Raw genomic sequence first — 24,650 nt, forward strand, 5'->3', positions numbered from 1 at the left:
TGTTGAGATGGATTCGCTAGGGGTTACCAGAACTTCAAGTTGTTCTTGACCGCTTCGCGCTTCAGCTCCTGAATGTGCTCTGTCAGCGGGATGTCCTTCGGGCACACCTCGGTACAGGAGAACTGGGTCTGACAGCGCCAGACGCCGTGTTCCTGCTCGATGATGTTGAGCCGCTCCTGCTTGCGGCTCTCGCCTTCGCGTTCGTCCATCGCGAACCGGTAGGCCTTGTTGATGGCCGCCGGGCCGAGGTACTCGTTGTCGCCGGCCGCGATGTTACAGGAGGACATGCACGCGCCACACCAGATACAGCGCGTGGACATCTTGATCTTCTCGCGGTTCTCCCGGTCCTGGCGCTGCTCTTCGAGTTCGCCGTCCGGGAGTTCGTCGGCGTCGAAGAACGGTTCGACGGCCTCCATCTGGTCGTAGAAGTGCTCCATGTCGACGACCAGGTCCTTGACGACCTCCTGGTGGGGGAGCGGTTCGATGCGGATGGTCGAACTGAGGTGGTCTTCGAGGTCAGCGATCTGGGTCTTACAGCCCAGGCGCTGGGTCCCGTTGACGAACAGGGCGTCGGAGCCACAGATCGCCTGCCGGCAGGAGTGCCGGAAGGTAAGGGAGGAGTCGTAGTGGTCGCGGGCGTAGATCAGCGCGTCGAGCACCGTCATCCCCTTGAAGAAGGGGACGTGGAAGGTGTCGAAGCGGGGTTCTTCTTTGCCGGCGACCTCGGGGTCGAAGCGGAAGACCTTGATCTCGACCGTCTCCTCGGCGTCGTCGATCTCCGTCCGGGCTTCCTCTTCGAGGTCCCGCTGGGCGGCACGCTGGCGTTTCTGTTCCATCCGGCGGGACTGGTGGGGCGACTCCGCCGGTTCGGTCTCTGCCTCGGTCTCGGTCTCTTGTTCTTGGACTTCAGTGCTCATGCGATGATCCCTGCCATGTAGAGTGCGGTTCGGATTCCCTGGGCGATCAACACGCCGCTGGCGACGACCAGGACCCACTTGACGACCTGCTTCTGGGTGCCGCCGAGGCCCTGGTTGATCAGTGCGTTGTAGACGCCGTTGACGCCGTGGAAGGTCGCGGTCACGAGGAACGCGACCATGGTGCCGAAGTAGCCCACCTGTTGCATCCGTGCCTGCGTCCCCAGGAAGGTGACTTCGGCGGCGTGGTTGACGAAGTGCAACAGCATGAAGTGAAAGGCCAGCACGCCGATCAGGAACACGGCGGTGATCCGCTGGAGGAACCACCGCGTCCCCTTGTACTCGAACGAGGAGTAGTGCTCGGCCATGTTAGAACGCCCCCGCGAGGAAGGTCGGCACGCTCGCGGCGACGATGGCCGCCGAGACCACGAGCGATGCGTAGAAACTCTTGTCCTGTGCCTCCAGTCCGACACCGAGGTCGACGAACAACAAACGGACGCCGTTGAGGATGTGGAACACGGCGACCGCGAGCAGACCCACCTCGAGCACGCGGACGACGACGAGCGACTCCAGTCCCTGGATGGTGCTCGTGTACATCGTCCCGCTCTGGGTCGCAGTGCTCAACACCGCGATGTGTGTAAACAGGTAGCCGATGAGCACCCAGCCAGAGAACTTGTGGAAGATCCAGGCCCACATGCCGGCCGAGAACTCCTTCCACCGGCCGAAGTCCTCGATGGTGCCCCGGTCGTACGACTGACTCATAACGTTCGTGGGCAGGTACTGGGGGTGTATAGTAGTTTCTACCTCGCCTCCGTATCACAGCGTTTAGCCGCCGACGGCCCGGTCATGTTCGGTTCCGACCGTTCGATTCGGCGACGTGTTTTTCCCTCGTTCCGGGTGTGAACCGTCGACAGGCGCTGTCCCGGCCACAACTCCTATTGCTGCTCGTCGTCTCCCATCCCCACGAGTACAGCATGCAACGACGAATTCTCGCAGCAGTGGCGGTTGCAGCGGTGATGGCGACAGCAGGGTGTGGGTTCCTGTTGGGCAACGAACCCCTTCGACTGAACGCCTCCCAGGTCACGGTCTCGGATTCGGCCGTCGAGGAGACCGGCTACGAGGAGACCAACGTGACCGAACAGGTGATCAGGGAAGAGGTCGAGGCCGCGGGCCAGACTCGCGAGGTCATCGCGACGAACCACCTGGCCCAATACGAACGACAGGTTGGGCTCGAACCGCTCGGCGAACAGCGCGCCGCGGTGTTCGTCGCCTTCTCGAGCCCACAGGCAGAAGTCCTCGGCAAGTCGTTCAGTCCGCTCGCGACGATGTCCGAACGCGAGATTCTCCAACAGGCCCAGACCAGCTATCGGGGTCTCGAGGTGGGCGAACAGACCGGGAGCCGCAACATAACGACGCTCGGCTCCGAACGGACTGTAAAGCAGTTCGACGGCACGGCGACGCTGGCCGGTCAGGAGGTGGACGTAGTGATCCACGCCGGCAAGTTCGAACACGGTGATGACTTCATCGGCGTCGTCGCCATCTACCCGGAACGGATCGACGGTGAGGAAGACCGGGTCGTGACGATGGTCCAAGGCCTCGAACACGACGGCTAACTCGGCCCGACGCGATCGAATCGGAGGAAAATCCACGTTCCTTATACTTTCCAATCATGTTCGGCCGGAAAGGTTTTGACTACCACCTGCTTCCGGACGGGATGCAATGGGAGAGCGAATACGAAGCATAGTTGTAACTGCGATGGTAGTTGCACTGACAGTATCGGCGAGTGGAGTGGTCGGCGCACAGGGGGTAGCTCCGACGACGGATGGGACCGTCGCGGAGTCGACAGCGGCCGACGCTCAGCAGGCGTCGGGGTACTCCGGTGCGACGGTTTCCTTCGAGACGCGAGACGACGCGATCGTGAACTACGCCATCGACGGTGAGACGCTGCTGGACTCGGTCGCCGTCGAGTCACGGAGCACCACCCGATCGCGACTGGGGGCGGGCGCGAGTCTCGACCTCTCGGCGGTGACCCGGATCGGCGGGTCGGGCCTGTCGCTCGGGAGCCAGACCGACCTCTCGGCGTCGGTCGCGTTCGACAGTGGCGCCGAGATGACCGCTCACGACGGGAGCCAGGGCATCTTCGTGGTTCGTGCGAACGACGAGGCACAGGTCGCGTCGGTCAACCTCTCGGGCGACGCGTCGGCCGAGAGCGAGGGTGACGGCCGCGTCGTCGTCTCACAGGAGAACGGCGCCGACGGGACCTTCATCGTCGTCGGCGACGGCGAGGTGACGGTCAACGACGCCGGCAACGTGACCGCCCGCATCGGGCAGGACGGGTCGCTCGTCTTCCGACCCTACCCCGACGGCCGTGACGACTCCGATTCCGAGGAAGAGCGTCTCATCGCCCAGGGGACCGCCGCCGCGGAAGTGACGGTCTCGCAGGCCGAATCGGGCGGCGAGTACGCAACCGACGTGGTGAACTACGGGCAGGACACCACCGTCGAGGTCTCCGAGCAAAGCGCCAGCACGGTGAACATGACGGTCGAACGGAGCGAGCAGCAGGGTCGCGTCGTCATCGCCTCGCTCGCGGAGGAGATCCAGTCAGCCGAGGACGTACAGGTGTACGTCGACGGCGAAGCCGCGGCGCGAGCCGAGAGCGTCACGGAACTGGAGAGCGCCACGCAGAACGGCGACAACTCCCGGTTCATGGTCTCGAACGCGGCGAGCGCGCAGGCCAGCGGCGAAGTGCTGGTCGGGATCAACCACTTCTCGACGCGGTCGGTCTCGGTGCAGGACGGCGGATCGAGTGACGGCGGGTCCGGCGACCAGTCCGACGGCACCACCTCCGGGAGCGGTCCCGGATTCGGTGTCGTGATCGCACTGCTCGCGGTGCTTTCGACGGCGCTTCTGGCACGGTACCGCGACTAACGTCCCGTAGAATCCGTTTCTTTCTGTTCCCGTTCGACCGCCCGGAGGGTGTCGGCGTCGAGCCGCACGAGATGGCAGAGCGGGTTGCCCGGATACACCAGCGGGTTTTCGAGGACGCCGACGATGACGCCGTCGAAGGGCGCACAGACGGTGTCCGAGGCGGCCTTGAAGGGATTCGTGATGGTACAGATGCGGTCGCCCTCGTGGACCAGTGCGCCCTGGGCGTGGTGCATCTCGACGACGCCGCCGGCGTTGGCCCGGAGCCACGTCTTCTCGTCCTGATCGGCGACGATGGTGCGCCAGCCGGGCCAGTTGACCGCCTCGGTCGGGCGGAGGTCGTACTCCGCGAGAACGCTCACTACGCCGTCGAGCGCGCGGTCGATCAGGTCCCGCTGGAACCGGTGGGCCTCGCCCATCTCGACGGTGATCGTCGGGACGCCCGCGTCGGTGGCCTCCCGGCGGAGCGACCCCGACGGACCCTCGCTGGAGATGATGACGTGCGAGGAGAAGGCCTTCGCGAGACGGGCGACTCGCGGGTCGTCCGTGTCGGCACGGACGTGGAGCATGTTCGTCCGCCCGCGCGTCGAGGTGTGGAAGTCGATGCCGAGGTCGCAGGGCTCGACGAACTCGTCGAAGATCCGCGCGGCCATCCGCTGGGCGCTGGTGCTGTCCTCGGCCCCCGGAAAGGCGCGGTTGAGGTCGCGGTCGTGGATGGGGAGGTACCGTTGCTGGCCCATGAACCCGGGGACGTTCAGGACCGGCAGACAGACGAGTGTCCCCTCGAGGCCGTCGTGATCCCACTCCTGGGCGACCTCGCGGACGACCTCGATCCCGTTGAGTTCGTCGCCGTGGATCGCGGCGCTCAGAAAGACGGTCGGTCCCGGTTTCGCACCGTTGATGATCGTCACCGGGATCCGGATCGGGTCACCGAGGTACGTCTCGCTCACCGGGAAGCGGATGTCGTCGGTCTCGCCGGGTTCGACCCGGCCACCGCTGTACGTGAAATCCCCCGCGGCCATGGCAACTCTAGGGGGAGGCAAGTACAAAAACTGCCCTGCCGGTTCGAGCCCGGAAACCCGCAGGTCCCCGACGCGACGAGTCGGTCGCGCCGGCCGATCACCACACATACGGTCTGGGGGATGTACTCTCCACTATGGCCGACACCACGGACCCGACGATCGGCGTCCTCAGCCTCCACACCAGCAAGGAGACGAAGGCGATCTGTAACGCCGTCACCGCGCTGGGCTACGAGGCCGAGTGGCTCCGCGCGGAGAACACCGCCGTCGACGTTCGCGACGGCCGGGCCACGCTCGAACCCGACGCCGACGTGATCGTCAACCGGCTCCTCCTCTCGAAACAGGAACAACCCGCCGAGGGACTGGGGCTCGCAGCCACTATCGCCAACCTGCGACCCATGCTCAACTCGCCGGGACCGACGCTGTCGGCTACCTACAAGTTCGCCACGGCGACCGCACTGGCCGAAGCGGACGTCCCCATTCCAGACGCGCTGCTGGCGCTCTCGACCGACCGCCTCGACGCGGACCGCGAGCGCTTCGGCGACCCCGCCGTCTACAAGACCGCCATCGGCACGCACGGCGGCGGCACCTGGAAGGTCGACGCCGGCAACACCGTCAACGCGCAGGTCGGGCCGCGGCAGGCCTTCCTACAGGAGTTTCTCGCCACCACCGACGACCACCACAGCGACCTCCGGGTCTACGTCGTGGGCGACGAAGTGATCGCCGCGATGTCCCGCACCGCACAGGGCGAGGAGTGGCGCGCAAACGTCGCGCTGGGCAGCGAGACCGCCGACGTGACCGACAGCCTCCCCGAGGACGTGGCGGACATCGCCCGCCGTGCGACCGACGCGGTCGGCCTCGACTACGCCGGCATCGACGTTATCGAGGGCCCGGACGGCTGGTACGTGCTGGAGGTCAACCCCACCGCCGGGTTCAAGGGCCTGTTCGGCGCGACCGGGATCAACCCCGCGCCGTACATCGCGAAACTCGCCATCGAGCGGGCTGGTGGGGCCGTCGACGACGAGGCCGTCGCGGAGCTCGCGACGGAACTCGACGACTCGCGGCCGGCCTGCATGCCCGAGGTCGACTCAGAGGACCCGGCCGAACCGGTCGTGATCGGCTACACGGAGGAGGTCGTCGTCCGCGGAACCCGGGGGGCAGAGACCGTCTACGCCAAATCCGACACGGGCGCGACCCGGACGAGTATCGACGCCGCGCTGGCCGCCGACATCGGCACCGGGCCGATCAAGGACATCGTAAAGATCCGGTCGGGTAGCGTCAAGGAGGGGCGCTCCAGGCCGGTCGTCGACCTCGTGGTCGGCGTCGGCGGCAGTCAACACACCGTCACCGCGAGCATCGAGGACCGCAGCCACATGGACTACCCGCTGCTTCTGGGCCGGGACATCCTCGAACACTACCACGTCGACGTGACCCGGCGGGCCGACCGGACTACGACGGAAGTCGACACCGAAGAGGAGGAAGCCGGCGAGGAGTAACCCGTAAGCCTGTCTTACTGAACGGTAGCCCGGACTGGTACGTCACGCTCGTCCCGATCAGTGTGTTCTCCGGTCCCAGCACTCACAGCCAGTTTCTAACTATGCCCGTGGCGCTCCCAGTGCCGGTATGTACGACACGATTCTGGTACCCATCGACGGGAGCGACGGTGCCAACCGGGCGACCGAACACGCTCTCGAACTCGCCGAGCGGTTCGGAGCGACGCTGTACTCGATTTTCGTCGTCGACACCCGCCTGTACGGCGAACCCGGACTGAGCAGCACCGAACTGGTGATCGACGAGATCGAAGACACCGGTCACGGCTATCTCAAGACGCTCTCGGAACGCGCCGAACGCGAGGGCATCGAGGTCGTAACCCGAAACTGTCACGGCGTGCCCCATCAGGAAATCATCGCCTACGCCGACGAGGTCGACGCCGACGCCATCGTGATGGGATTCGAGGGCAAGACCCACTCGAAGGGTAACATCGGCAGCGTCGTCGAGCGCGTCCTCCGGGACGCCAGCCGACCCGTCTTCGCGGTCTAGCCCTCGCCGACGACTTCCGCCACGCTCTCGGCGATGTCCTCTTCGGCCCGCCACAGGTAGAGACTCGCGTAGCTCCGATACGGTCGCCAGCGTTCGGACTCCTCGACCATCTCCGCTCGCGTCAGGTCGGCGTCGAAGAGGGTGGTCATTCCCTTCCTGATTCCGAGGTCTCCGACCGGGAACACGTCCTCGCGGCCGAGCGAGAAGATCAGTTGCATGTCGGCCGTCCACGCGCCGACGCCGGTCACGTCGGTCAACTCGGCACGTACCGCGTCGTCGTCCATCCCCTCGAAGTGGGCCTTGCTCCAGCCACGCTGCTCGAAGGCCCAGGCGACGTTGTTGACGTAGCGGGTCTTCTGCCGGGAGAGGCCGGCGTCCTGGAGCAGGTCGTCGTCGGCGTCCCGAATCCCCGCGGGTGTCACCTCGACGGCGTCGAACAGCCGTTCCCGGGTCGCGGCCGCCGAGGCCATCGACACCTGCTGGCGGAGGATCGAGGTCACGAACCGCTGGAAGAAGTCCTCGGCCGGCTCGATGCGCAGGCGACCGTGGGCCTCGATCAGCGGCCCGAGATACGTGTCGGTCGACAGCTCGTCGTGTGGACTCGTCACGTTCCGGCCAGGGAGCGAGCGGCAAAAGGCGTTTCCTCATACTGCCGGACAGGGGATTTCACATCCGACGGGTGCCGAGAACGACGGTGGCAACCGGTCTCTGCATAGATTCGACGAATGATATTTACGAACTTCTGTCCGGCAGTATCAGCAGTCGGCCAGCCAGTGGGGTTCGGATTCGGCGTCGGCCGTCGGGTTCGGCGTCTCCGCCTCGTCCCCGGCAGCCCGCTCGATGATCTCGGCGGGGACGCCCTTGGCCGTCGCGTCCGCGGGAACGTCCTCGGTGACGACCGAGCCGGCGCCAACGGTCGCGCTCTCGCCCACTGTTATGGCGCCCAGTAGCGTGGCGTTGGCCCCGAGGGTCGCGCAGTCCTCGACCGTCGGGTGGCGTTTCTCCCGGCGCATGGAGTCCCCACCCAGCGTCACGCCGTGGTATATGAGTACGTCGTCGCCGATCTCGGCAGTCTCGCCGATCACGACACCCTGGCCGTGGTCGACGAACAGTCGGCGGCCGATCGTCGCCGCCGGGTGGATCTCGACACCGGTGAGAAACCGGGCGACCTCCGAGAGCGCCCGGGCTGTCAGCCGGTGGTCGCCGGTCCAGAGGGCGTGTGCGATGCGGTAGAGCCAGACGGCGTGGAGGCCCGGATACAGCAGGGCGACCTCCAGTGCGCTCTTGGCCGCTGGGTCTTTCGCGAGTGCGGTGCGTACGTCTTCGACGACGTGTTTCCTGATATTGTCGAGTCGGTCGAACATTGTGGTATTTGGTTTCGGCGGGTCGACGACCGGTGCGTCCAGCGGGTCGAGAAGGGAGTCAGCACCGGCAACAGCCACGCCGGTCGGCGAGGCTGGTTTCGGGCGAACTGGTCGTACGCGAACGCTGGACGCGCATGATACGATACCTCGTCGCCGCCGAAGTATAAATGCTATCCGGAACGGATACGACCGACGGGCGCGTCGGATCCCGCTTCGCTCGCCGACGGACCTCCTCCGGGATTTTGCGCCGTTTGCCGGGATATCCGAAGTCCATGCGGGTCTCTCCCACCGATAATCACCGCTGGTCGATCGAATCTGATACGGACTCTCAGTGTATCGAAAAAAGCGAGTCGGTGACTGCCGATTTACGACATGCCCTTGCCGAGCAGTTCGCGGGCGATGATGTTCTTCTGGATCTCGGTGGTTCCCTCGTAGATCTGGGTGATCTTGGCGTCGCGGTAGAACCGCTCGACCGGGAAGTCGTCGACGTAGCCGGATCCGCCGTGGATCTGGACGGCCTCGTTGGCCACGTCCACGGCCACGCGGGAGCCGTACTCCTTGGCCATGGAGGCGAGTTTGGTGACCTGCTCGCCCTGGTCGACTTTCCAGGCGGCCTTGTAGGTCAGGTTCCGGGCGGCCTCGATGTCGGTGTAGGCTTCGGCGAGTTTGTGCTGGATGGCCTGGAACTCGGAGATGGGCTGGCCGAACTGCTCGCGCTCCTGGGCGTAGTCGAGGGCTGCGTCGGCCGCACCCTTGGCGATCCCGACGCCCTGCGCAGCGACGCCGACGCGGGTGGCGTCGAAGAACTGCATCTGCTGGAGGAAGCCCATGCCCTCGGTCCCGACGAGGTTCTCCTCGGGCACGCGCACGTCGTCGAAGATCAGTTCCGCGGTGTCGCTGGCGCGGATGCCGAGTTTGCCCTTGATCTTGTCGGCCTCGAAGCCGTCGCGGTCGGCCTCGACGATGATCTGGGAGAAGCCGTTGTAGCGGCCGTCGGCGTCGGGGTCGGTCTGACAGAGGACGACGAAGAAGTCGCCGACCGTCCCGTTCGAGATCCACATCTTGTTGCCGTTGATGACGTACTCGTCGCCGTCCTTCTCGGCGCGTGTCGAGATGGAGGAGACGTCAGAACCGGCGTGGGGCTCGGAGATGGCCGCGCCGGAGATCTTCTCCCCTTTCGCGACCGGTTCGAGGAACTCCTCTTTTTGCTCTTCGGTCCCGAACTCCTGAATCGCCTCGGTCCCGAACGAGGACGCGACGATACAGAACCCGATGCCGGGGTCGATGGCGAACAGCTCCTCGACGATGATCATGTTCTCGAGGATCGAGTAGCCGGCACCGCCGTACTCGACGGGGATGGACGCGCCGAGCAGGCCCATCTCGTTGGCCTTGTCCATGACCTCGTGGGGATACTTCTCCTCGCGGTCGTACTCGTTCGCGACTGGTTCGATCTCGTTTTCGCCGAACCGGCGGATTTCCTTCCGGATCTGGTCTATGCCCTCTGGTAGTTCAAAATCCATACGCCATCGTGAGGTCTTATGGAACATAATTGTTTGTGATCAGTCTACAACGCACGAACCGTTGTAAGCGAACGGCCGGTTTTCGCTTACAGATGTTCCCGGCGAGAGTAAACGATAGACACTCTGTAATCCGTTTCTGCGGCCAAAGAAAAACGTTGAAAGGGGCAGGCAGAGAGTGTTCCAATGACTCATGCAACTCGAAGACATCGAAACCGTCGCGGTGCTGGGTGCCGGTAACATGGGCCACGGCATCGCCGAGGTCGCCGCCCTCGCGGGATACGACGTGCGCCTGCGCGACATCAAAGAAGAGTTCGTCCAGAGCGGCTACGAGGACATCGAGTGGAGCCTCCAGAAACTGGCCGAGAAAGACCAGCTCACCGACGACGAGGCAGACGCCGCCCTCGACCGGGTCACACCGCTGGTCGACATGGAAGAGGCCGTGGGCGACGTCGACGTTATCATCGAGGCCGTCCCCGAACAGATGGAGATCAAGGAGGACGTCTACGCCGAGGTCGAGGAACACGCCCCCGACCGCACGCTCTTTGCCACCAACACCTCCTCGCTCTCGATCACCGACCTCTCCGAGGTCACCGACCGGGAAGCGCAGTTCTGCGGGATGCACTTTTTCAACCCGCCGATCCGGATGGACCTCGTCGAGGTCATCAACGGCGCCCACACCGACGACGAGACCGTCGACGCCATCGTGGATCTGGCCGAGGACTTCGGCAAGACCCCCGTTCGCGTCCGGAAGGACTCGCCGGGCTTCATCGTCAACCGCATCCTCGTGCCCCTGATGAACGAGGCCTGCTGGATGCTCAGCGAGGACGTGGCCACCGTCGAGGAGATCGACTCCACGACGAAGTACCACATGGGCCTGCCGATGGGCACCTTCGAGCTGGCCGACATGACCGGTATCGACATCTCCTACCACGTGCTGGACTACATGAACGACGTGCTCGGCGACGAGTACGAGCCGGCACCGATCATGCAGGAGAAAGTCGAGGCCGAGGAACTCGGTCAGAAGACCGGCAAGGGCTTCTACGACTACGAGGACGGTGACGGCGCGGACGTCCCGACCGACGAGTACACCGAGGAGGTCGAGGAGCGCCTGAACGCCGCACTCGCCAAGGAGATCGCCAACCTCGTCGGCGGCGACGTCGCCCCGCCCGAGGACATCGACGAGGCCGTCATGATGGGTGCCGGCTTCCCCGAAGGCCCCACGAAGACCATCGACGACTACGGCGTCGAGAAGTGCCTGAACAAACTCGAAGAACTGTACGAGGAGACAGGTGCTGCCCGCTACGAGCCGCCGGAGTACCTCTCCGAGGCCGCCGAGCAGGGCGGCTTCAACGAGGGTGCGGGTGCGGACGAAGACACCGGCCCGGACTTCGAGGTCATCGCCATCGAGCGCATCGACGTGGACGTCCCGGAGGGCCACAACGAGAAGCAGGTCGGCCATATCAAGATCGACCGACCCCACCGGATGAACACGATCAGCCTCGACGTGCTGGACGAACTCGACCAGGCACGCGAGATCTTCGAAGAGGAGGAGCAGGTCCGCGCCATCCTGATCACCGGCGAGGGTGACAAGGCGTTCTCGGCCGGGGCCGACGTGCAGTCGATGGCCACCAGCGCCGACCCGCTCTCGGCACAGGAACTCTCGGTTCAGGGGCAGTCCACCTTCGGCGGACTGGAAGAGAGCCCGCTCCCGGTCGTCGCCGGCATCGACGGCTTCTGTCTCGGCGGTGGGATGGAGCTCTCGATGTGTACCGACATCCGGATCGCCTCCGAGCGCTCCGAGTTCGGCCAGCCCGAACTCGACCTCGGGCTGCTGCCCGGCTGGGGCGGTACCCAGCGTCTCGCCAACGTCATCGGCGAGGGCCCCGCCAAGGAGATCATCATGACCGCCGAGCGCTACGACGCCGAGGAGATGGAAGACTTCGGCTTCCTGCGCGACGTGGTCTCGAAGGACGACCTGTTCGACGAGGCGCTCGAACTCGCCGAACAGCTCGCCCAGGGCCCGCCGGTCGCCCAGAAGATGACCAAGCGCGCCATGCTGAAGGGCCGCGACGACACCGAAGCCGGGCTGGAAGTCGAGTCCCAGGCCTTCGGCCACCTCATCGGCACCGACGACGTCATGGAGGGCATGACGGCGTTCATGGGCGACGGTGAGCCCGATTTCGAAGGTAACTGAAAAAATCGGGCGAACGTCGTTAGACCGCAGGTCTAACGGAAGTGTGCCCGATTTCGAGGGTCAGTAACTCCGAGCCGATACCCGCGACTTTTCTTTCGTCGATGGATCGACGCCGACACCGCTCGTCTCACTGAGCTACTGCACTCGACTTGGGCCACCCGATACAGGTACACCACCTGCGCCCTCTGTGAGTGATCCCCACTCCGCCTCCGAAAAGCAGGGTTTATTACCGAACCCCTCTCAGCTATGAATGCGCACCGTTGGTGTAGTCCGGCCAATCATCTTGGCCTTTCGGCCGCGAAATTCGGTGTCACCCGACGCGGGAAGACAGCCGAGGACCAGGGTTCAAATCCCTGACGGTGCACTTCTGGCGCTCACAACCCGTGAGCGGTGAATGCGACTTGTCGGGATTTGAATCACGCAAACGCGAGCGATAGCGAGCGTTTGCCATCGGGTTCGAATCCCTGCCGGTGCATTCCGTTCGCGACGATATGGCTCGATAGCGACCGGTTCTGTACCGCAGTCTCCCAGCAGCGTTCGGGATCCAAAAACTGTCAGGGAAAGGGACTTTTGGTCCGATATCAGTGGCCGAGGCGCACGTGCTGAGTCCCGAAAATGACCTGCTTGAGCGCGCATGCGGCCACGCGCGTTTCGAGTCGCATCAACGACCCGGGCATATTTAACGACTGACGCGATACCACAATGCATGACCCCACCTGATATCGAGGCGATCAGAGAGACCGAGCAGGAGTATACCGACGAGGTGATCGAGGACAACACCATTCCGGAGATGTTCGAGGACGCGGTCGAGCGGTATCCGGACAACGAGGCCCAGATGTACAAGGGTGGGATCTACTCGCGGTCGCTCACGCCCGAGATCATCGACGAGCCGGAGCCGGGGGAGTACACGTCACTCAGCTACGAGGAGATGCGCGGGCTCGTCCGACGGCTGGCTGCGGGCTTTCGAGAACTCGGCGTCGAGCAGGACGACCGCGTCGGGATCATGTCGAACCCGCGCATGGAGTGGGCGCTCTCGGACTTCGGACTGCTGGCCGCCGGCGGGACGGTCACGACGGTCTACACGGAGTCCTCGCCCAAACAGATCAAGTATCTGCTCAACGACCCCGGTGCGACCGGGGTGGTCGTCGAGAACGAGTACCTGCTCGACCGTATCGTGAAGGTCCAGGACGAACTCAGCCTGGAGTTCGTCGTCGTCATCGACGAACTGGAGAAATACGAGGACGTCGACCAGATCCACACGCTCTCGGAGGTCTACGAACTCGGCGACCAGGGGTTCGACGAGGACGAGTACTGGTCGTGGATCGAACAGCAGGACATGCACGATCTGGCGAGTCTGATCTACACCTCCGGGACGACGGGCAAACCGAAGGGGGTCAAACTCACCCACCACAATTTCCGGGCGAACATCAACCAGCTCCGCAAACGCACCGGACCCCGACCCGACAAGGACGACGACGTGCCCTCAGTCTCCGAAGGCCGGACGTCCATCTCCTTCCTGCCGCTGGCACACGTCTTCGAGCGGACCACGGGTCACTTCCTGATGTTCGCCTGCGGGGCGACCGTCGGGTACGCGGAGAGCACGGACACGGTCAGCGAGGACATCCAGAAGATCAAACCGCAGGGCGGGTCCAGCGTCCCCCGGGTCTACGAGCGCATCTTCGACGAGATGCGCGAGCAAGCCAGCGGCTCGGACACGAAAGAGCGAATCTTCGAGTGGGCCGTCGACGTGGCCCGGAACTACGCCCGGACGGACAGTCCCGGGCTGGGACTGAAGATCAAGCGCTCGATCGCCAACCAGCTCGTGTTCAAACAGGTCAAAGAGGAACTCGGCGGGAACATCGACTTCTTCGTCAGTGGCGGTGGGAGTCTCAGCGAGGATCTCGCGGACCTGTTCAAGGGCATGGGCATCCCTATCTTCGAGGGATACGGCCTGACCGAGGCCGCGCCGGTGGTGTCGGTGAATCTCCCGGAGAGCCTCGAAACCGGGACGCTCGGGCCGCCGCTGCCCGACGTCGAGGTCAAGATCGACGAGTCACAGGTCGCCGACGACCAGTTCGAGGACGTGGAGGGCGAGATCGGCGAACTCCTCGTGAAGGGTCCGAACGTCACGGAAGGCTACTGGGAGATGCCGGAGAAGACCGAGGAGGCCTTCACGGCCGACGGCTGGTTCAAGACCGGCGACATCGTCGAACGGACCGAAAACGATTACCTCACCTACCACGACCGGCTGAAGAACCTGCTGGTGCTGGACACGGGGAAAAACGTCGCGCCCGAGCCAATCGAGGACGAGTTCTCGACCTCCTCGCGCGTCGAGCAGATCATGGTGATGGGCGACGACGAGAAGTTCATCAGCGCCCTGGTCGTCCCGAACTTCGACGCCATCGCTCGGTGGGCACAGAACCGCAACATCGACCTCCCGAACTCGAAGGAGGAGATCTGTGAGGACGAGCGCGTCCGCGAGTGGGTCAACGAGGACGTGCAACTGGTCAACCGCAACCTCGAGAAACACGAGACGATCAAGCAGTTCGAGCTGGTCCACCTCGAGTGGACGCCGGAAAACGACATGCTCACCCCCTCGCTGAAGAAGAAGCGTCGCAACATCAAATCCGAGTTCGAGGACCAGGTGACGAAGATCTACGAAGGAGAACCGGCGACGGCGGACGATTAGGGGACGCGACCGGCGGGAGTGTCCCCGAACAGCCGAGCGGCGATAGTCGCGAGCCGGATCGGCCCCCATTTTCGATGCCCCTCGATCGAGTCTCGCTGCTCGCGGGTCGTCGCATTGCTCCTCCCCGCTCACGATACCGAGGGCTCGCTCCGCTCGCCCTCGCCTACCGCATCAACGCCGACAACACACGCGATTCGGCTTTCCTGAGGTGTTCGTCGACGGTCGAGGGCGCACACTCCAGCGAGTCGGCGATGTCCTCGTGTGTCGCCTCCCGGGGAATCTCGTAGTAGCCTTCCGAGATGGCCGTCTCGAACACCTCGTGCTGGCGTTCGGTGAGAATCGAGAGGATGTCCTCCCGATCGGGGGAGTACTGGCCGGCCTGTTCGACGGCGAAGCGGACGCCGTCGGGGGTCTCCTCCAGGGCCTTCCGGAGCATCTCGTGAGTGCCCACGATGGTCGTGCGGAGACCGCCCTGATCGGTGTACTTCAGCGGCGTGTCGATGATGAGGGCGTACTTCTGTGCCAGTGCCATCAGTCCCCCGGCGGGCTGGCCCGGCGGGACGTGGAGGTAGAGGTGGAACACGTCGTCCTGCACGTCGAGCACGTCCCACGCGAGCACCTGGTTCGACTCGTCGATGACCTCGGTCACCGACTCGGGATCACCGTAGATCCGGTAGAGGAGGACACCGGTCCCGTCGCCCAGCGAATTGACGTGCATCAGTGCGTCCCGCGTCACCCCCGGCTGCTCGGCGATCAACTTGTCCGCGGGATGGATCGCCCCGTCTTCCGGCGAGATTGTGAAATCGAAATACCTCATGTGAGAGTCTCGTTAGCGAACGAATGTCATCGTCCCTTTCGTACACGGCACATTATGTGTTTCGGCACACATCAGGGACCCGCGAAGCGCTTCCATCCCGACTATCGCCGACCTGTCACTCACAGGTTACCGTCACCGTTCGCGTTCGGGGTCCGTCGCACTCGACGAGCAGGATGGACTGCCAGGTGCCCAGGTCGAGTCGCCCGTCGACGACTGGCACCGTCACGTCCCGCCCGAGCAGCATGGATCGGAGGTGTGCGTCCGCGTTTCCGTCCAGTTCGTCGTGCTCCCAGCCCGTCTCCGGAACGATGTCTTCCAGTGCGGTCTCGATGTCACTCAGGAGACGCGGTTCGGCCTCGTTGACGCTGATCCCGGCCGTCGTGTGTTTGACGAAGACGGTGGCGGTGCCATCGGCGTCGTTCGGAACCTGATCTTCGACGCGCTCCGTCACGTCGACGGTCGTCACTCGCTCGTCGGTCGAAATCTCGAACTCGGCGTGCATAGTTGGGGCCACGGCCAACGGCCGCTTGAAACCCGGTGTCAGGCGCGCAGTCCCTCGAAGAACTCCCGGTCCTGCGATCGGACGTGGAACGCGGCCGACCCGGTCAGAACGAGCAGGTAGGTCGTGGCGACCGCCGGCGTCCCGATAGCGCCGAGCAGCGGCGTCCCGAGACTGGCGGCCAGCACGGTCCCGAAGCCGAGAATCCCGAGGACGAGGTAGTACTCCGCCCAGGTAATCCCGTAACGGGGGACCACTTCCATGTAGGTCGTGATCTCGGCCGCGCGGTCGCGCAGGCGCACCTCCTTCTCGTCGGTATCGTAGTCGACGATGCCGAGTTCGTCGAGTTTCGGGAGGTGGGTCTGGTGGAGCGAGACGTAGACGCTCCGGCGCTTGTCCCGGGGTGCCGGCGACTCACCTGTCTCGCGGGTCGCCACGTCTTCCGAGAGGTCGCGCACGCTCAGAGGCCCGTCGTGTTCGCGGAGACACTTGATCGCCAGCCGTCTCCGGTCGTTGCGAAGGATATCGTGAATCTCGCCCGCGTCGAGGTCGTCTCGTTCTTTCGTCTGTGCTCCCATGATCACCTCCTGGCTCCGTCCGCGCCCGCCGGGACGCGACTCCAGCCGTCTCTGTCCGGTGACATTCTCGGTTCGAAAGCAGTTCTCTTCGCTGTTAATGGCTCCTAACGACTCATTCCGCTACACGAGGGTCAGATTAATATGTGGGGACCGACGGGCGGGCGCACCCACCGGCGGCCCTGAGGCGCTCCCGCGATTACGCCAGCCACTCGTCGGGCTTGGTGTCGTAGTCCACGTCGGTCGCGGCGAGGTGTTCGACCTCGTCCCAGTCGAGGTCGCGGGTCGTGATCTCCTCGCCGTCGTAGCGGATGAGTTTGCCCTGTTCGTCCGGTTCGGGCTCGCGGTCCCGGCGCTTTGCCACCTCGATGTCGTGTTCGTCGAGTTCCTTCACGATGGTCTTGAGGTTCACCGGCCGACCCCACAACTCGAACACGCGTTCGAGGGTGTCCGTGGCCTGCTCCACGTCGAGCATGACGCCGTTGTACCTGTGGGCGAGCAGCAACTCGTTGCGGTTGTTGTAGTTGCCGTCTTCGACGACGACGGTCGGCTTCCCGAAGTTGGTAAAGCGCAACATCAGTTTCTTCTTCACGTCCTCGTAGTCGGTCGAGGTGACCCGGTAGTCGCCCGTCGACTGGGTGTACTCGTAGGTGAAGTAGTCGTTCTCGTCGACGAACTCCTGGGTGAGGAACTCGTCTAGGAAGGTCACGTCGTTGTGACTCTCCCGGATCTCGAACATCCGGTCCCAGCCGCGGGTGTAGTCGATGTCCGAAAGCGCCGCCTCGACGCTGTCGTACCGGGAATCGTCGAACATGTACCGGGAGATCCGTTCGAGCTCCTCCTGTCCGATCCGGGAGACGAACCCGCGGTTCTGTGGCTGGACCAGCGAGTAGTGGCGTTCGGCCAGTCCCTCGTAGGTCAGCACCTTCCAGGGGTAGGTCTCCACGTCGATCTCACCGTCGCGGGCGCGGTCGAGCGCGTCGGCGTCGACCCGCGGGTCCTCCGGATCGAGGTCGTCGAGGGACCCCGGCACGTCGGTGAGGTCGGGATCGGGCGCGATCAGGTCCTGAACCTGCTCGAAGTCCACGCGGTCGTGGAGGGTACGCCAGGTGATGTCCTCCACGCGGAGCAGACGCTCGATCACCTCTTTGCGGTTCTCGGTGTTCTCGACGTACTGCCAGAGCTCCAGCCCGAGTTTGTAGGGGTTGAAGCCCGGCGAGCCAAGCACCTGGGCCATGTGGTCGGCGTACTTGACGAACTCGTCGTCGCCGGCGAAGGCCTCCTTGGTCATCATGGTGGACTCGTGATAGGCGGCCCACCCCTCGTTCATGACTTTCGTCATCTTCTGGGGCGCGAAGTAGTAGGCCTCACGACGGAGGATCTCGAGAATCTCCTTCTGCCAGTCGGTCATCGTGACGGCCTTCTCGGCGTCGCGGTCGTAGGCCATCCCGTGCTGGCGGAGGAAGCCGATCACGTCTTTCTCCGGTTCGGCCGGGAACGTGATCTCGCCGTCCTCGTCGCGCTGGGCCTCCAGCCAGTCCTCGTCGAACACCTGCCCGACGACCTCCTCCGAGAGGTCGAGTTCGTCGAGTTTCGTCTCCAGATCCTCGACGTCCTCGTCGCGGTCCAGCACCTCGTCGCGGTCGTCGGTCTCGACCGGTGCGTACGGCCGGTGCTGGTCGATGTTGTCCTCCAGACAGAGGACGTGGTCGATCCACTTCTCGACCTCGGCGCGGTCGATATCCGGGTCCTGCATGTACTCCTCGATGGTCTCGGAGTGGCGGGCCAGCATGGCCGCGGCGTCGGGATCGTCGGAGAACATCCCGAACCACTCGTTGTTGGCGAAGAAGTCCGCGTGGGCCTCGACGTGGGTGATGACGGCCTTCTGGTCGGCCATCGAGTTGGACTCCTGGAGGAAGGCGTGGCTGGGATCGTCGTTGTTGACGATCTCGAAGGCCTTCCCGCCGAGGAACTGGCTCTGTTTCTGTTGCTGGTCGTACTGCATCCCCCAGCGCCAGTGGGGGTAACGCTTCTGGAACCCGCCGTAGGCGATCAACTCGTTCATCTCGTCGTAGTCGACGATCCAGTAGTTGACCGGGTACGGCTGCAGTCCCAGCTTCTGTGCGAGGTTCGAGGCCTCGTCGACCGGCTCTTCGAGGTCCTCGGCGATGCGTTTGGCTTCGTAGCGATCGGAGTTCATGCTTCCACCTCCTCGGTGCTCAGGATCTCGTAGATGGCGTCGACCACGTCCTCCGGGCTGGAGACGTAGGCGACGGCGACGTTGTCGCTGCCCTCGAAGTGGCGTTCCACCTCCTCGGCGTGGGTCGCGTTTATCGCGTTGCCCGAGGGCTGGGTCTCCACGTAGGCGTGGAGGTTCGCGGGAATCTCCTCCATCTGCGGGATCACCCGCTCTTCGGTGTCGTTGCTGGAGTTCTCCGAGTCGCCCGCGGCGAACACGTAGCGGTTCCACTCGTGCCAGGGGTACTCCTGTTCGAGGATCTCCGCCGCGAGTTCGTACGCGCTGGAGATCCGGGTGCCGCCGCCGCTCCGGATGCCGAAGAACTCGTCGCGCTCGACCTCCCAGGCTTCGGCGTCGTGGGCGATGTAGACGAACTCGGCGTTGTCGTACTTGCCCGTCAGGTACCAGTCCAGCGGCGTGAACGTCCGCTCGACCAGTTCCCGTTTCTTCTCGCGCATCGACCCGGACACGTCGCGGATGTTGACGACGACGACGTTCTTCTCTTTCTCCTCGATGATCTCGGGGTAGCGGTAGCGCTCGTCCTCCCGGCGGAAGGGGATCTGGTCGACCCCCTCCCGGCGGATGCGCTCGGCGGTGGACTGCTGGTCGACGTTCTCGTCCATCTCGTCCATCGAGGCCCACTCGGTCTTCTCCTCGCTCGACAGCTCCGCGTACTCCTCCTCCAGCCAGGACTTCGAGACCGGGATGTTCTCGCCGCGAGCCCACTCGAAGACCGAGGCCGGGCCCATCCCGTCGACCTTCAGGGCCTCCCGCAGGTAGTCCCGGTCGAAGTCCATCGCCAGCTTTCGCTTCAGCCCCTTTTTAAATAGCGACTCGAAGTCCAGCGTCGAGGTGGGGCCGGTCCGGGTGATGTCCGTGAAGTCGCCCTCCTTCTCCTCGATGACCTGCTTGCCCTTCGGTTCGAGGTCGAGGCCGAGTTCCTCGTCGAGTTCCTGGGCGAACTCCTCGGGGTCCATCTCGTAGTACTCGTGCTCGCCGCCCTCCTCGCCGGGTTCGCCGTCCTCGTCGCCGTCGCCCGGCTGGGGCTCGGGCTGGCCGACGGGCTGGCCCTCCTCGGCGTCCTCGCCCTGGCCGACCCCGCCCATGTCGCGCTGGTCGTAGGCGAACTCGGGGAGGTCGACGATCTTGATCGGGATCTTCACCTCGTCCGGCCGCGACTGGCCGAGGTCGCCGTACTGAATGAAGTCGGCGAGGTCCTGCCGGCGCTCCTCGCCGACTTCGCGGTAGCGGTCGAGATCGTCTTTCAGTCCCATTTGTAACTCACCTGGCTCATGACGTGGCGGCTGGTCAGCTCGGCGGAGGCCTCGCTGTAGTCGAACAGCTCTTGCATGTTCTCGATGGTCGCCGCCTTGACGCTCGCCGTCTCCGTGCCGCCCGGCGGGTTGTCCCACTGCCGGGGGTCGAAGTCCTCGTAGGTGCGGCGCACGTCCTCCCAGTCGTGGGTGCCCAGCACCGACTTGATCACCGGGATCTCCTTGGGGTTCACGTCGGAGATCTGGAACTCCTCGTCCCGGTTGTGCCAGGCGTGGCGGTTGAGGGCGGTGATGATCTTGTCCGTCCGGAACTTCTCGACGGCGTCGTCGGGGTCGTTGCCGTCGTAGTTGTCCTCGGAGAACCGTCCGAGGTGTTCGATCTCGAACACCTTCATCTTCAGCGGGTCGGGGTCTTCGAGTTCGCCGCGTTCGTTCTCGATGCCCTCGTCGGCCTCCCAGGCGTAGACGTGCTCGATGTACTCCTCGACGGTCTCCTCGTCGACCCGCTTGTCCCGCATGATCGCCCGGAGCACGTCGTCTTCCTGCTGGCTGAACACGTGATTCTTCACGGCGACCACCTGGTTCTCGAACTCGACGCGTTCGCTACCCGAGAACACGGGCGCGTCGACCAGCCCCTCGGCCATCGCGTTGAGGATGTCCCGAGGCATGACGACGTGCTCGACGGGCAGGTCGGCGTGGTAGCGGTCCTGTTCCTCGTGGAGCAGGTCCGCGATCACGTCCCGCGTGTAGGTGACGGGGATGCCGCCCTCGCCGTCCCTGGCGCTGCCGTCCCACTCGAAGTCGTCCATCTCGATGCGCTCGTCGCCCTCCTGCAGGTAGCCCCGGTCGAACAGCATGGCCTTGTCCACCAGATCGAGCCCGCTGGGCACGTCCTCGTCGTCCAGCCGCGTGACGACGGCGTATAGCCCGGCGGCCTCGATGGCGTGCGGTGCCAGTTCTTTCTCGTTGACCTCGGCGTCGCTGTCTCGAACCCGGATCGTCAGCGGTTCACGGATCCAGGATTCGAGTTCGTCCCACGTCTGGGCGGTCCAGACCTCCGTCTCGTTCGTGAGTTCCCGTCGCAGTAACTGGGCCTCCAGCGACAGGTTCGTCAGGTAGGTGAACTCGTGTTTGTCGAGTCTCCGTTTCAGCGCCTTCAGCGGGTCCTGGCCCTCCCGGTCGGCGTGCTGGTTGAGCCGCGCCTCCAGGTCGGGGTTGGAGATGATGATCATCTGGGTGTCGACGTCCATCCCGATGCCCTTGTCCAGTTTCACCTTCCCTTCGTCGGGGACGTTCAGGAGTTTCTGGAGCAGGTCGGCGTGCTGGGCCGCGTCCTCGACGATAGTCAGGAGGCCGTTGCCCTGCGAGAGGACGCCGTCGTAGGAGAAGGCCTGCGGGTTCTTCCGCCCCCTCGAATCGAGTTCCCGGAGCATGCCGGCCATCCACGATCCGACGAGGCGCTCCTTGGGACTGCCGTCGTCCTCGCTGTGGAGGACGCCGATGCCCCGCCCCACGTCGACGACGAAGTTCTTGATCCGCAGGTGTTTGGGGTCGGTGACCGCCGAGAACAGGTCCTCGGTGTCCTGCCGGCGGTACTGCTCCTCGAGGAAGTCGTAGGCCTCACGGCAGAACGGGTCGAGGTCGCCCTCGACGAGGACCGGCACGTGGTCGTCGAGGCGGTCGTTGATCTCGGCGAGCAGGTCGGCCCGGACTTCGTCGGGGAACACCGTCAGCGGATGGGACTGGACGGGGCTCTCGTACCAGTCGTCTTCGTCGCTGACCGGCTGTTCGCCGTAGGTCATGCCCGACGAGCCGTCGCCGGCACCGGCGACGTTCCACTCGACGGTGTAGCGCCGCCCCGCGTCGGTCTTGGAGTACTCGCGGAGCCCGTTGATGAGACATCGCTTGAGTTCGGACTTGCCCGTGGCCGTGGGGCCGTCGAGCCAGATGATCTTCTCGTCTTTGCCACGCGACGCCGCGATGGAGCGCAGGTCGTCGACGAACTGGTTGAGCGTGTCCGTGTTGCCCAAGATCGCGTGTTCGCCGTCGTTGTGCGGGTCGTCGAAGAAGCGGTAGCGCTCTTTCTCCTCGCCCTCCTCGATCACCGACCGCGTGCCGGCGGCCTCGATGGCCGACAGCAGGTACTTCGAGGCGTGGGAAGCCAGCTGTGGCTGCTCCAGCACGAGGTCGACGTACTCGCCGAGACTCATCGGCTCCTGGTAGGTCTCCTCGAGGGCGGTGTCCGCGGCGTCGATGTAGTCGTGTCCGGCCATTACTCTTCCATCTCTGCTTTGGCGACCTCGGCGCCGGCGAACTCCAGCACCTCCTTTGCCCCTTCGCGGGTGTAGCCCTGTTCGATGAGCGCGTCGACCCACGCGTTGCGCTCGTCGTCGTCCATCTCGTTGCTGGAGACCAGCGCCGAGAAGTTGATGTTGTGTTTCTTGTCCTCCCAGAGCTTGCGTTCCAGCGCCCGGCGCAGGCGGTCGTTGTCCTGCGGGTTGAACGTGTCACCCTCCCGGGCGCGCCGTGAGACCCAGTTCGACACCTCCTGGCGGAAGTCGTCTTTCCGGTCTTCGGGCACGTCGAGTTTCTCCTCGACGGACCGGAGGAACGTCTCGTCGGGCTCCTGCTCGCGACCGGTGATCTCGTCTTCGACGGTGTCGTCGTCGATGTAGGCCATGACGTGGTCCATGTACTTCTCGCCCTGGCGCTGGATCTCGTCGACGTCGTAGGCCAGCGCGTGACGCACGTCCTCGATGGCCCGGTCCTTGTACTCCTCGCGGACGAGTTCGAGGTAGCGGTAGTAGGTGTCGAACCGGTCTTCCGGGATCGAGCCGTGGTTCTCGAGGTTCTCTTCGAAGTGGTTGAAGGTGGTCAGCGGCGAGAGGAAGTCACGGCTGCGGTGCATCGAGTCCATGATGGCCTCGGCGATCTCGTCGCCGATGAACCGGGGCGAAACGCCTTCCATGCCCTCGCCGATCTCGGCCATCTCCGCGGCCTCTTCCCGGAGTTTCTTCACGTCGACGTCCTCGGCCTCGTCGACCTCGCCGTTGTAGGCCTTGGCCTTCTGGACGATGTCCACGGTGCCGGAGTCGGGCTCCTCGATCCGGGTGAGGACGCCGAACAGGCCGGCCATCTCTAAGGTGTGGGGCTCGACCTGGATGTCAGGGAGGTCGGCGTTCCGGAGCATCTTCTCGTAGATGCGGGCCTCCTCCTCGTACTGGAGGACGTAGGGGAAGTCGATCCGCTTGGTCCGGTCGTTGAACGCCTCCATCTTCTCGTCGCCCTTCTTGTCCTTGTACTCGGGCATGTTCGTCCGCCCGACGATTACCTGGTCGATGTCGATCCGCGGGTTGTTCTTGGGCTTGATCGTCTGTTCCTGCGTCGCGTGCAGGAAGTCATAGAGGAACTCCCGCTGGAGTTTGAGCAGCTCCTCCCCGGAGAAGATGCCCCGGTTTGCGTTACAGAAGGCTCCGGAGTAGTCGAACGCGCGGGGATCGGACTCCCCGTAGATGGCGATCTTGGAGTAGTTGACGTCACCCGTCAACTCGGTCTCGTCCTGGTTCTTCTTGTCTTTGGGCTCGAAGGTCTCGATGGCGCGGCGCTGGTTCTCGTCGGCGACGATGCGGACGATCTCGATGTGGTTCTCGAGGACGGCTTCGAGGTCGTCGTCGTAGTAGGCCAGTAGCCGGTCCATGTAGAACTCGCTGGCCGGGTCGAGTGCCTGTTCGTTGCGGATGGTGTAGGGGGCGTCGAGTGCCTCGTTGAGGTCTTCGATGACCCGGTCGCGCTGTTCCTGTGGGAGCAAGACGAGCGGGTCCTGATTCATCGGGGACCGGACGGTGTCGTCGGCGGGGTCCTGGTCCTGGATGATGTCACAGAGGTTGCTCCACCGGAAGGTGTACATCCGCCCCTCGTCGGTGCGGGTGTAGTGTTCGTAGTAGCGCCGGACCTGCCGGTCGAAGTCGGACTTCCCGGAGCCGACGGGGCCCAGCAGGAGTTTGATGCGCTTTTCGGGGCCCAGTCCGCGGGCTCCGGATTTGACCTTGTTGACGAACTCGTGGATGGCCTCGTGGATGACGCGGCCGTAGAACGTGTTCTCCCCGTCGTTGAGGGGGTCTTCGGCGGCGAGCTCGTACTCCACGACGCCCGCGTCCTCGTCGTACTCGGTCCCGTAGTAGTCGAACATGTCGGCAACGCGCTGGTGGGCGTTGCGGGCGATCCGCGGGTGGTCGTACAGCTGGTCCAGATACCAGTCGAACGTCCGGGTCTCTCTGAGGTCCGCTGGGATCGAATCCTGGTACTCCCGACTCAGCTCTGCGAGGGTTTCTTTCGTATCGGTCATGCTATCATGGACAGTTTGAACGAGGGGCCGCCACGGCGGTCGCCGCGCGTGCCCCCGCTACCACGGGTGCGTACCCGCAGATCTCGGTGGAGTCCACCACACCAGCCCACACTCCGCCACCGACACGGCGCGCTCGCGCGACGCGAGCAACCGCGCGCCCGTCGACGGCGAGCGTATCGGGTATGTGTCATGTGTATACGTACCACTCCCGCCGGCCCAGAACGCCCGAAGTCGGT

At 64.5% G+C, this 24,650-nt stretch carries 20 protein-coding genes and 1 tRNA gene; 7 read left to right on the forward strand and 14 right to left on the reverse strand.

The genetic code is table 11. The features are described from left to right. Positions 1-23 precede the first annotated feature (23 nt). The 3 genes from BV210_RS15485 to sdhC are packed head-to-tail and all read right to left on the reverse strand — an operon-like array spanning position 24 to position 1,676. Complete coding sequence (locus BV210_RS15485) at positions 24-917, reverse strand: succinate dehydrogenase/fumarate reductase iron-sulfur subunit (RefSeq protein WP_077207518.1); 894 nt, start codon at positions 915-917, stop codon at positions 24-26. Beyond that, on the reverse strand, positions 914-1,282 hold the full coding sequence (locus tag BV210_RS15490) for a succinate dehydrogenase hydrophobic membrane anchor subunit (RefSeq protein WP_077207519.1): 369 nt from the start codon (positions 1,280-1,282) through the stop codon (positions 914-916). Before BV210_RS15490 ends, BV210_RS15485 begins: the two co-directional genes overlap by 4 nt. Position 1,283: 1 nt before the next feature. Then, positions 1,284-1,676, reverse strand: coding sequence for a succinate dehydrogenase, cytochrome b556 subunit (sdhC, locus tag BV210_RS15495; protein WP_077207520.1), 393 nt, complete (start codon positions 1,674-1,676; stop codon positions 1,284-1,286). 212 nt (positions 1,677-1,888) lie between these two features. On the opposite strand from sdhC, the gene BV210_RS15500 reads away from it, so the two are divergent. Together BV210_RS15500 and BV210_RS15505 are read left to right on the forward strand one after the other, a co-directional pair. Then, positions 1,889-2,527: a DUF6517 family protein gene (locus BV210_RS15500; RefSeq protein WP_077208085.1), complete on the forward strand. Its 639-nt coding sequence runs from the start codon at positions 1,889-1,891 to the stop codon at positions 2,525-2,527. Between the two features lie 175 nt (positions 2,528-2,702). After that, on the forward strand, positions 2,703-3,842 hold the full coding sequence (locus BV210_RS15505; RefSeq protein ID WP_172824912.1) for a PGF-CTERM sorting domain-containing protein: 1,140 nt from the start codon (positions 2,703-2,705) through the stop codon (positions 3,840-3,842). Here the strand turns inward: BV210_RS15505 and BV210_RS15510 are convergent. Further along, positions 3,839-4,861: a succinylglutamate desuccinylase/aspartoacylase family protein gene (locus BV210_RS15510; protein ID WP_077207522.1), complete on the reverse strand. Its 1,023-nt coding sequence runs from the start codon at positions 4,859-4,861 to the stop codon at positions 3,839-3,841. The genes BV210_RS15505 and BV210_RS15510 overlap by 4 nt on opposite strands. A 134-nt stretch (positions 4,862-4,995) precedes the next feature. Here BV210_RS15510 and BV210_RS15515 point away from each other — a divergent pair, with 134 nt between their 5' ends. Both BV210_RS15515 and BV210_RS15520 read left to right on the forward strand, forming a co-directional pair. Then, positions 4,996-6,354, forward strand: coding sequence for a RimK family alpha-L-glutamate ligase (locus tag BV210_RS15515; protein ID WP_077207523.1), 1,359 nt, complete (start codon positions 4,996-4,998; stop codon positions 6,352-6,354). Positions 6,355-6,481: 127 nt separating this feature from the next. Beyond that, positions 6,482-6,898: a universal stress protein gene (locus BV210_RS15520; RefSeq protein WP_077207524.1), complete on the forward strand. Its 417-nt coding sequence runs from the start codon at positions 6,482-6,484 to the stop codon at positions 6,896-6,898. Here BV210_RS15520 and BV210_RS15525 read toward each other — a convergent pair. The 3 genes from BV210_RS15525 to BV210_RS15535 all read right to left on the reverse strand — a co-directional run bounded on the left by BV210_RS15525 (position 6,895) and on the right by BV210_RS15535 (position 9,782). After that, the gene (locus tag BV210_RS15525) at positions 6,895-7,506 is read right to left on the reverse strand and encodes a DNA-3-methyladenine glycosylase (protein WP_077207525.1); all 612 of its coding nucleotides are present in this window, start codon (positions 7,504-7,506) and stop codon (positions 6,895-6,897) included. The genes BV210_RS15520 and BV210_RS15525 overlap by 4 nt on opposite strands. A 147-nt stretch (positions 7,507-7,653) precedes the next feature. Beyond that, on the reverse strand, positions 7,654-8,262 hold the full coding sequence (gene cysE / locus BV210_RS15530; RefSeq protein WP_077207526.1) for a serine O-acetyltransferase: 609 nt from the start codon (positions 8,260-8,262) through the stop codon (positions 7,654-7,656). Between the two features lie 365 nt (positions 8,263-8,627). After that, positions 8,628-9,782, reverse strand: a complete 1,155-nt coding sequence (locus tag BV210_RS15535) for an acyl-CoA dehydrogenase family protein (RefSeq protein WP_077207527.1) — start codon at positions 9,780-9,782, stop codon at positions 8,628-8,630. A 190-nt stretch (positions 9,783-9,972) separates the two neighbouring features. On the opposite strand from BV210_RS15535, the gene BV210_RS15540 reads away from it, so the two are divergent. From BV210_RS15540 to BV210_RS15550, 3 genes are all read left to right on the forward strand, one after another. Next, positions 9,973-11,976 carry a 3-hydroxyacyl-CoA dehydrogenase/enoyl-CoA hydratase family protein gene (locus tag BV210_RS15540; RefSeq protein ID WP_077207528.1) on the forward strand — a complete coding sequence of 668 codons (2,004 nt, stop codon included), beginning with the start codon at positions 9,973-9,975 and terminating at the stop codon, positions 11,974-11,976. Between the two features lie 254 nt (positions 11,977-12,230). After that, positions 12,231-12,340, forward strand: a tRNA-Glu gene (locus BV210_RS15545). 342 nt (positions 12,341-12,682) lie between these two features. Then, positions 12,683-14,665, forward strand: a complete 1,983-nt coding sequence (locus BV210_RS15550; protein WP_077207529.1) for a long-chain fatty acid--CoA ligase — start codon at positions 12,683-12,685, stop codon at positions 14,663-14,665. 163 nt (positions 14,666-14,828) lie between these two features. On the opposite strand, the gene BV210_RS15555 is transcribed toward BV210_RS15550, so the two are convergent. The 7 genes from BV210_RS15555 to BV210_RS15585 all read right to left on the reverse strand — a co-directional run bounded on the left by BV210_RS15555 (position 14,829) and on the right by BV210_RS15585 (position 24,414). Beyond that, on the reverse strand, positions 14,829-15,482 hold the full coding sequence (locus tag BV210_RS15555) for a helix-turn-helix domain-containing protein (RefSeq protein WP_077207530.1): 654 nt from the start codon (positions 15,480-15,482) through the stop codon (positions 14,829-14,831). Between the two features lie 115 nt (positions 15,483-15,597). Continuing rightward, a complete protein-coding gene (locus tag BV210_RS15560) occupies positions 15,598-15,984 on the reverse strand; it encodes a secondary thiamine-phosphate synthase enzyme YjbQ (RefSeq protein ID WP_077207531.1) in 387 nt (128 codons plus the stop codon). Positions 15,985-16,022: 38 nt separating this feature from the next. Next, entirely contained in the window at positions 16,023-16,559 is a 537-nt protein-coding gene (locus BV210_RS15565; protein WP_077207532.1) for a hypothetical protein, read from the reverse strand. Between the two features lie 196 nt (positions 16,560-16,755). Continuing rightward, complete coding sequence (locus BV210_RS15570; protein WP_077207533.1) at positions 16,756-18,756, reverse strand: SpoVR family protein; 2,001 nt, start codon at positions 18,754-18,756, stop codon at positions 16,756-16,758. Next, positions 18,753-20,069 (reverse strand): YeaH/YhbH family protein, encoded by a 1,317-nt coding sequence (locus BV210_RS15575; RefSeq protein WP_077207534.1) that lies wholly within the window; start codon positions 20,067-20,069, stop codon positions 18,753-18,755. Before BV210_RS15575 ends, BV210_RS15570 begins: the two co-directional genes overlap by 4 nt. Next, a complete protein-coding gene (locus tag BV210_RS15580) occupies positions 20,060-22,342 on the reverse strand; it encodes a PrkA family serine protein kinase (protein WP_077207535.1) in 2,283 nt (760 codons plus the stop codon). Before BV210_RS15580 ends, BV210_RS15575 begins: the two co-directional genes overlap by 10 nt. Continuing rightward, complete coding sequence (locus BV210_RS15585) at positions 22,342-24,414, reverse strand: PrkA family serine protein kinase (protein WP_077207536.1); 2,073 nt, start codon at positions 24,412-24,414, stop codon at positions 22,342-22,344. The genes BV210_RS15580 and BV210_RS15585 overlap by 1 nt, the downstream gene beginning before the upstream one ends. Positions 24,415-24,650: the final 236 nt, after the last annotated feature.

The sequence above is a fragment of the Halorientalis sp. IM1011 genome, assembly GCF_001989615.1.
In the GTDB taxonomy this organism is placed as follows: Archaea; Halobacteriota; Halobacteria; order Halobacteriales; family Haloarculaceae; genus Halorientalis.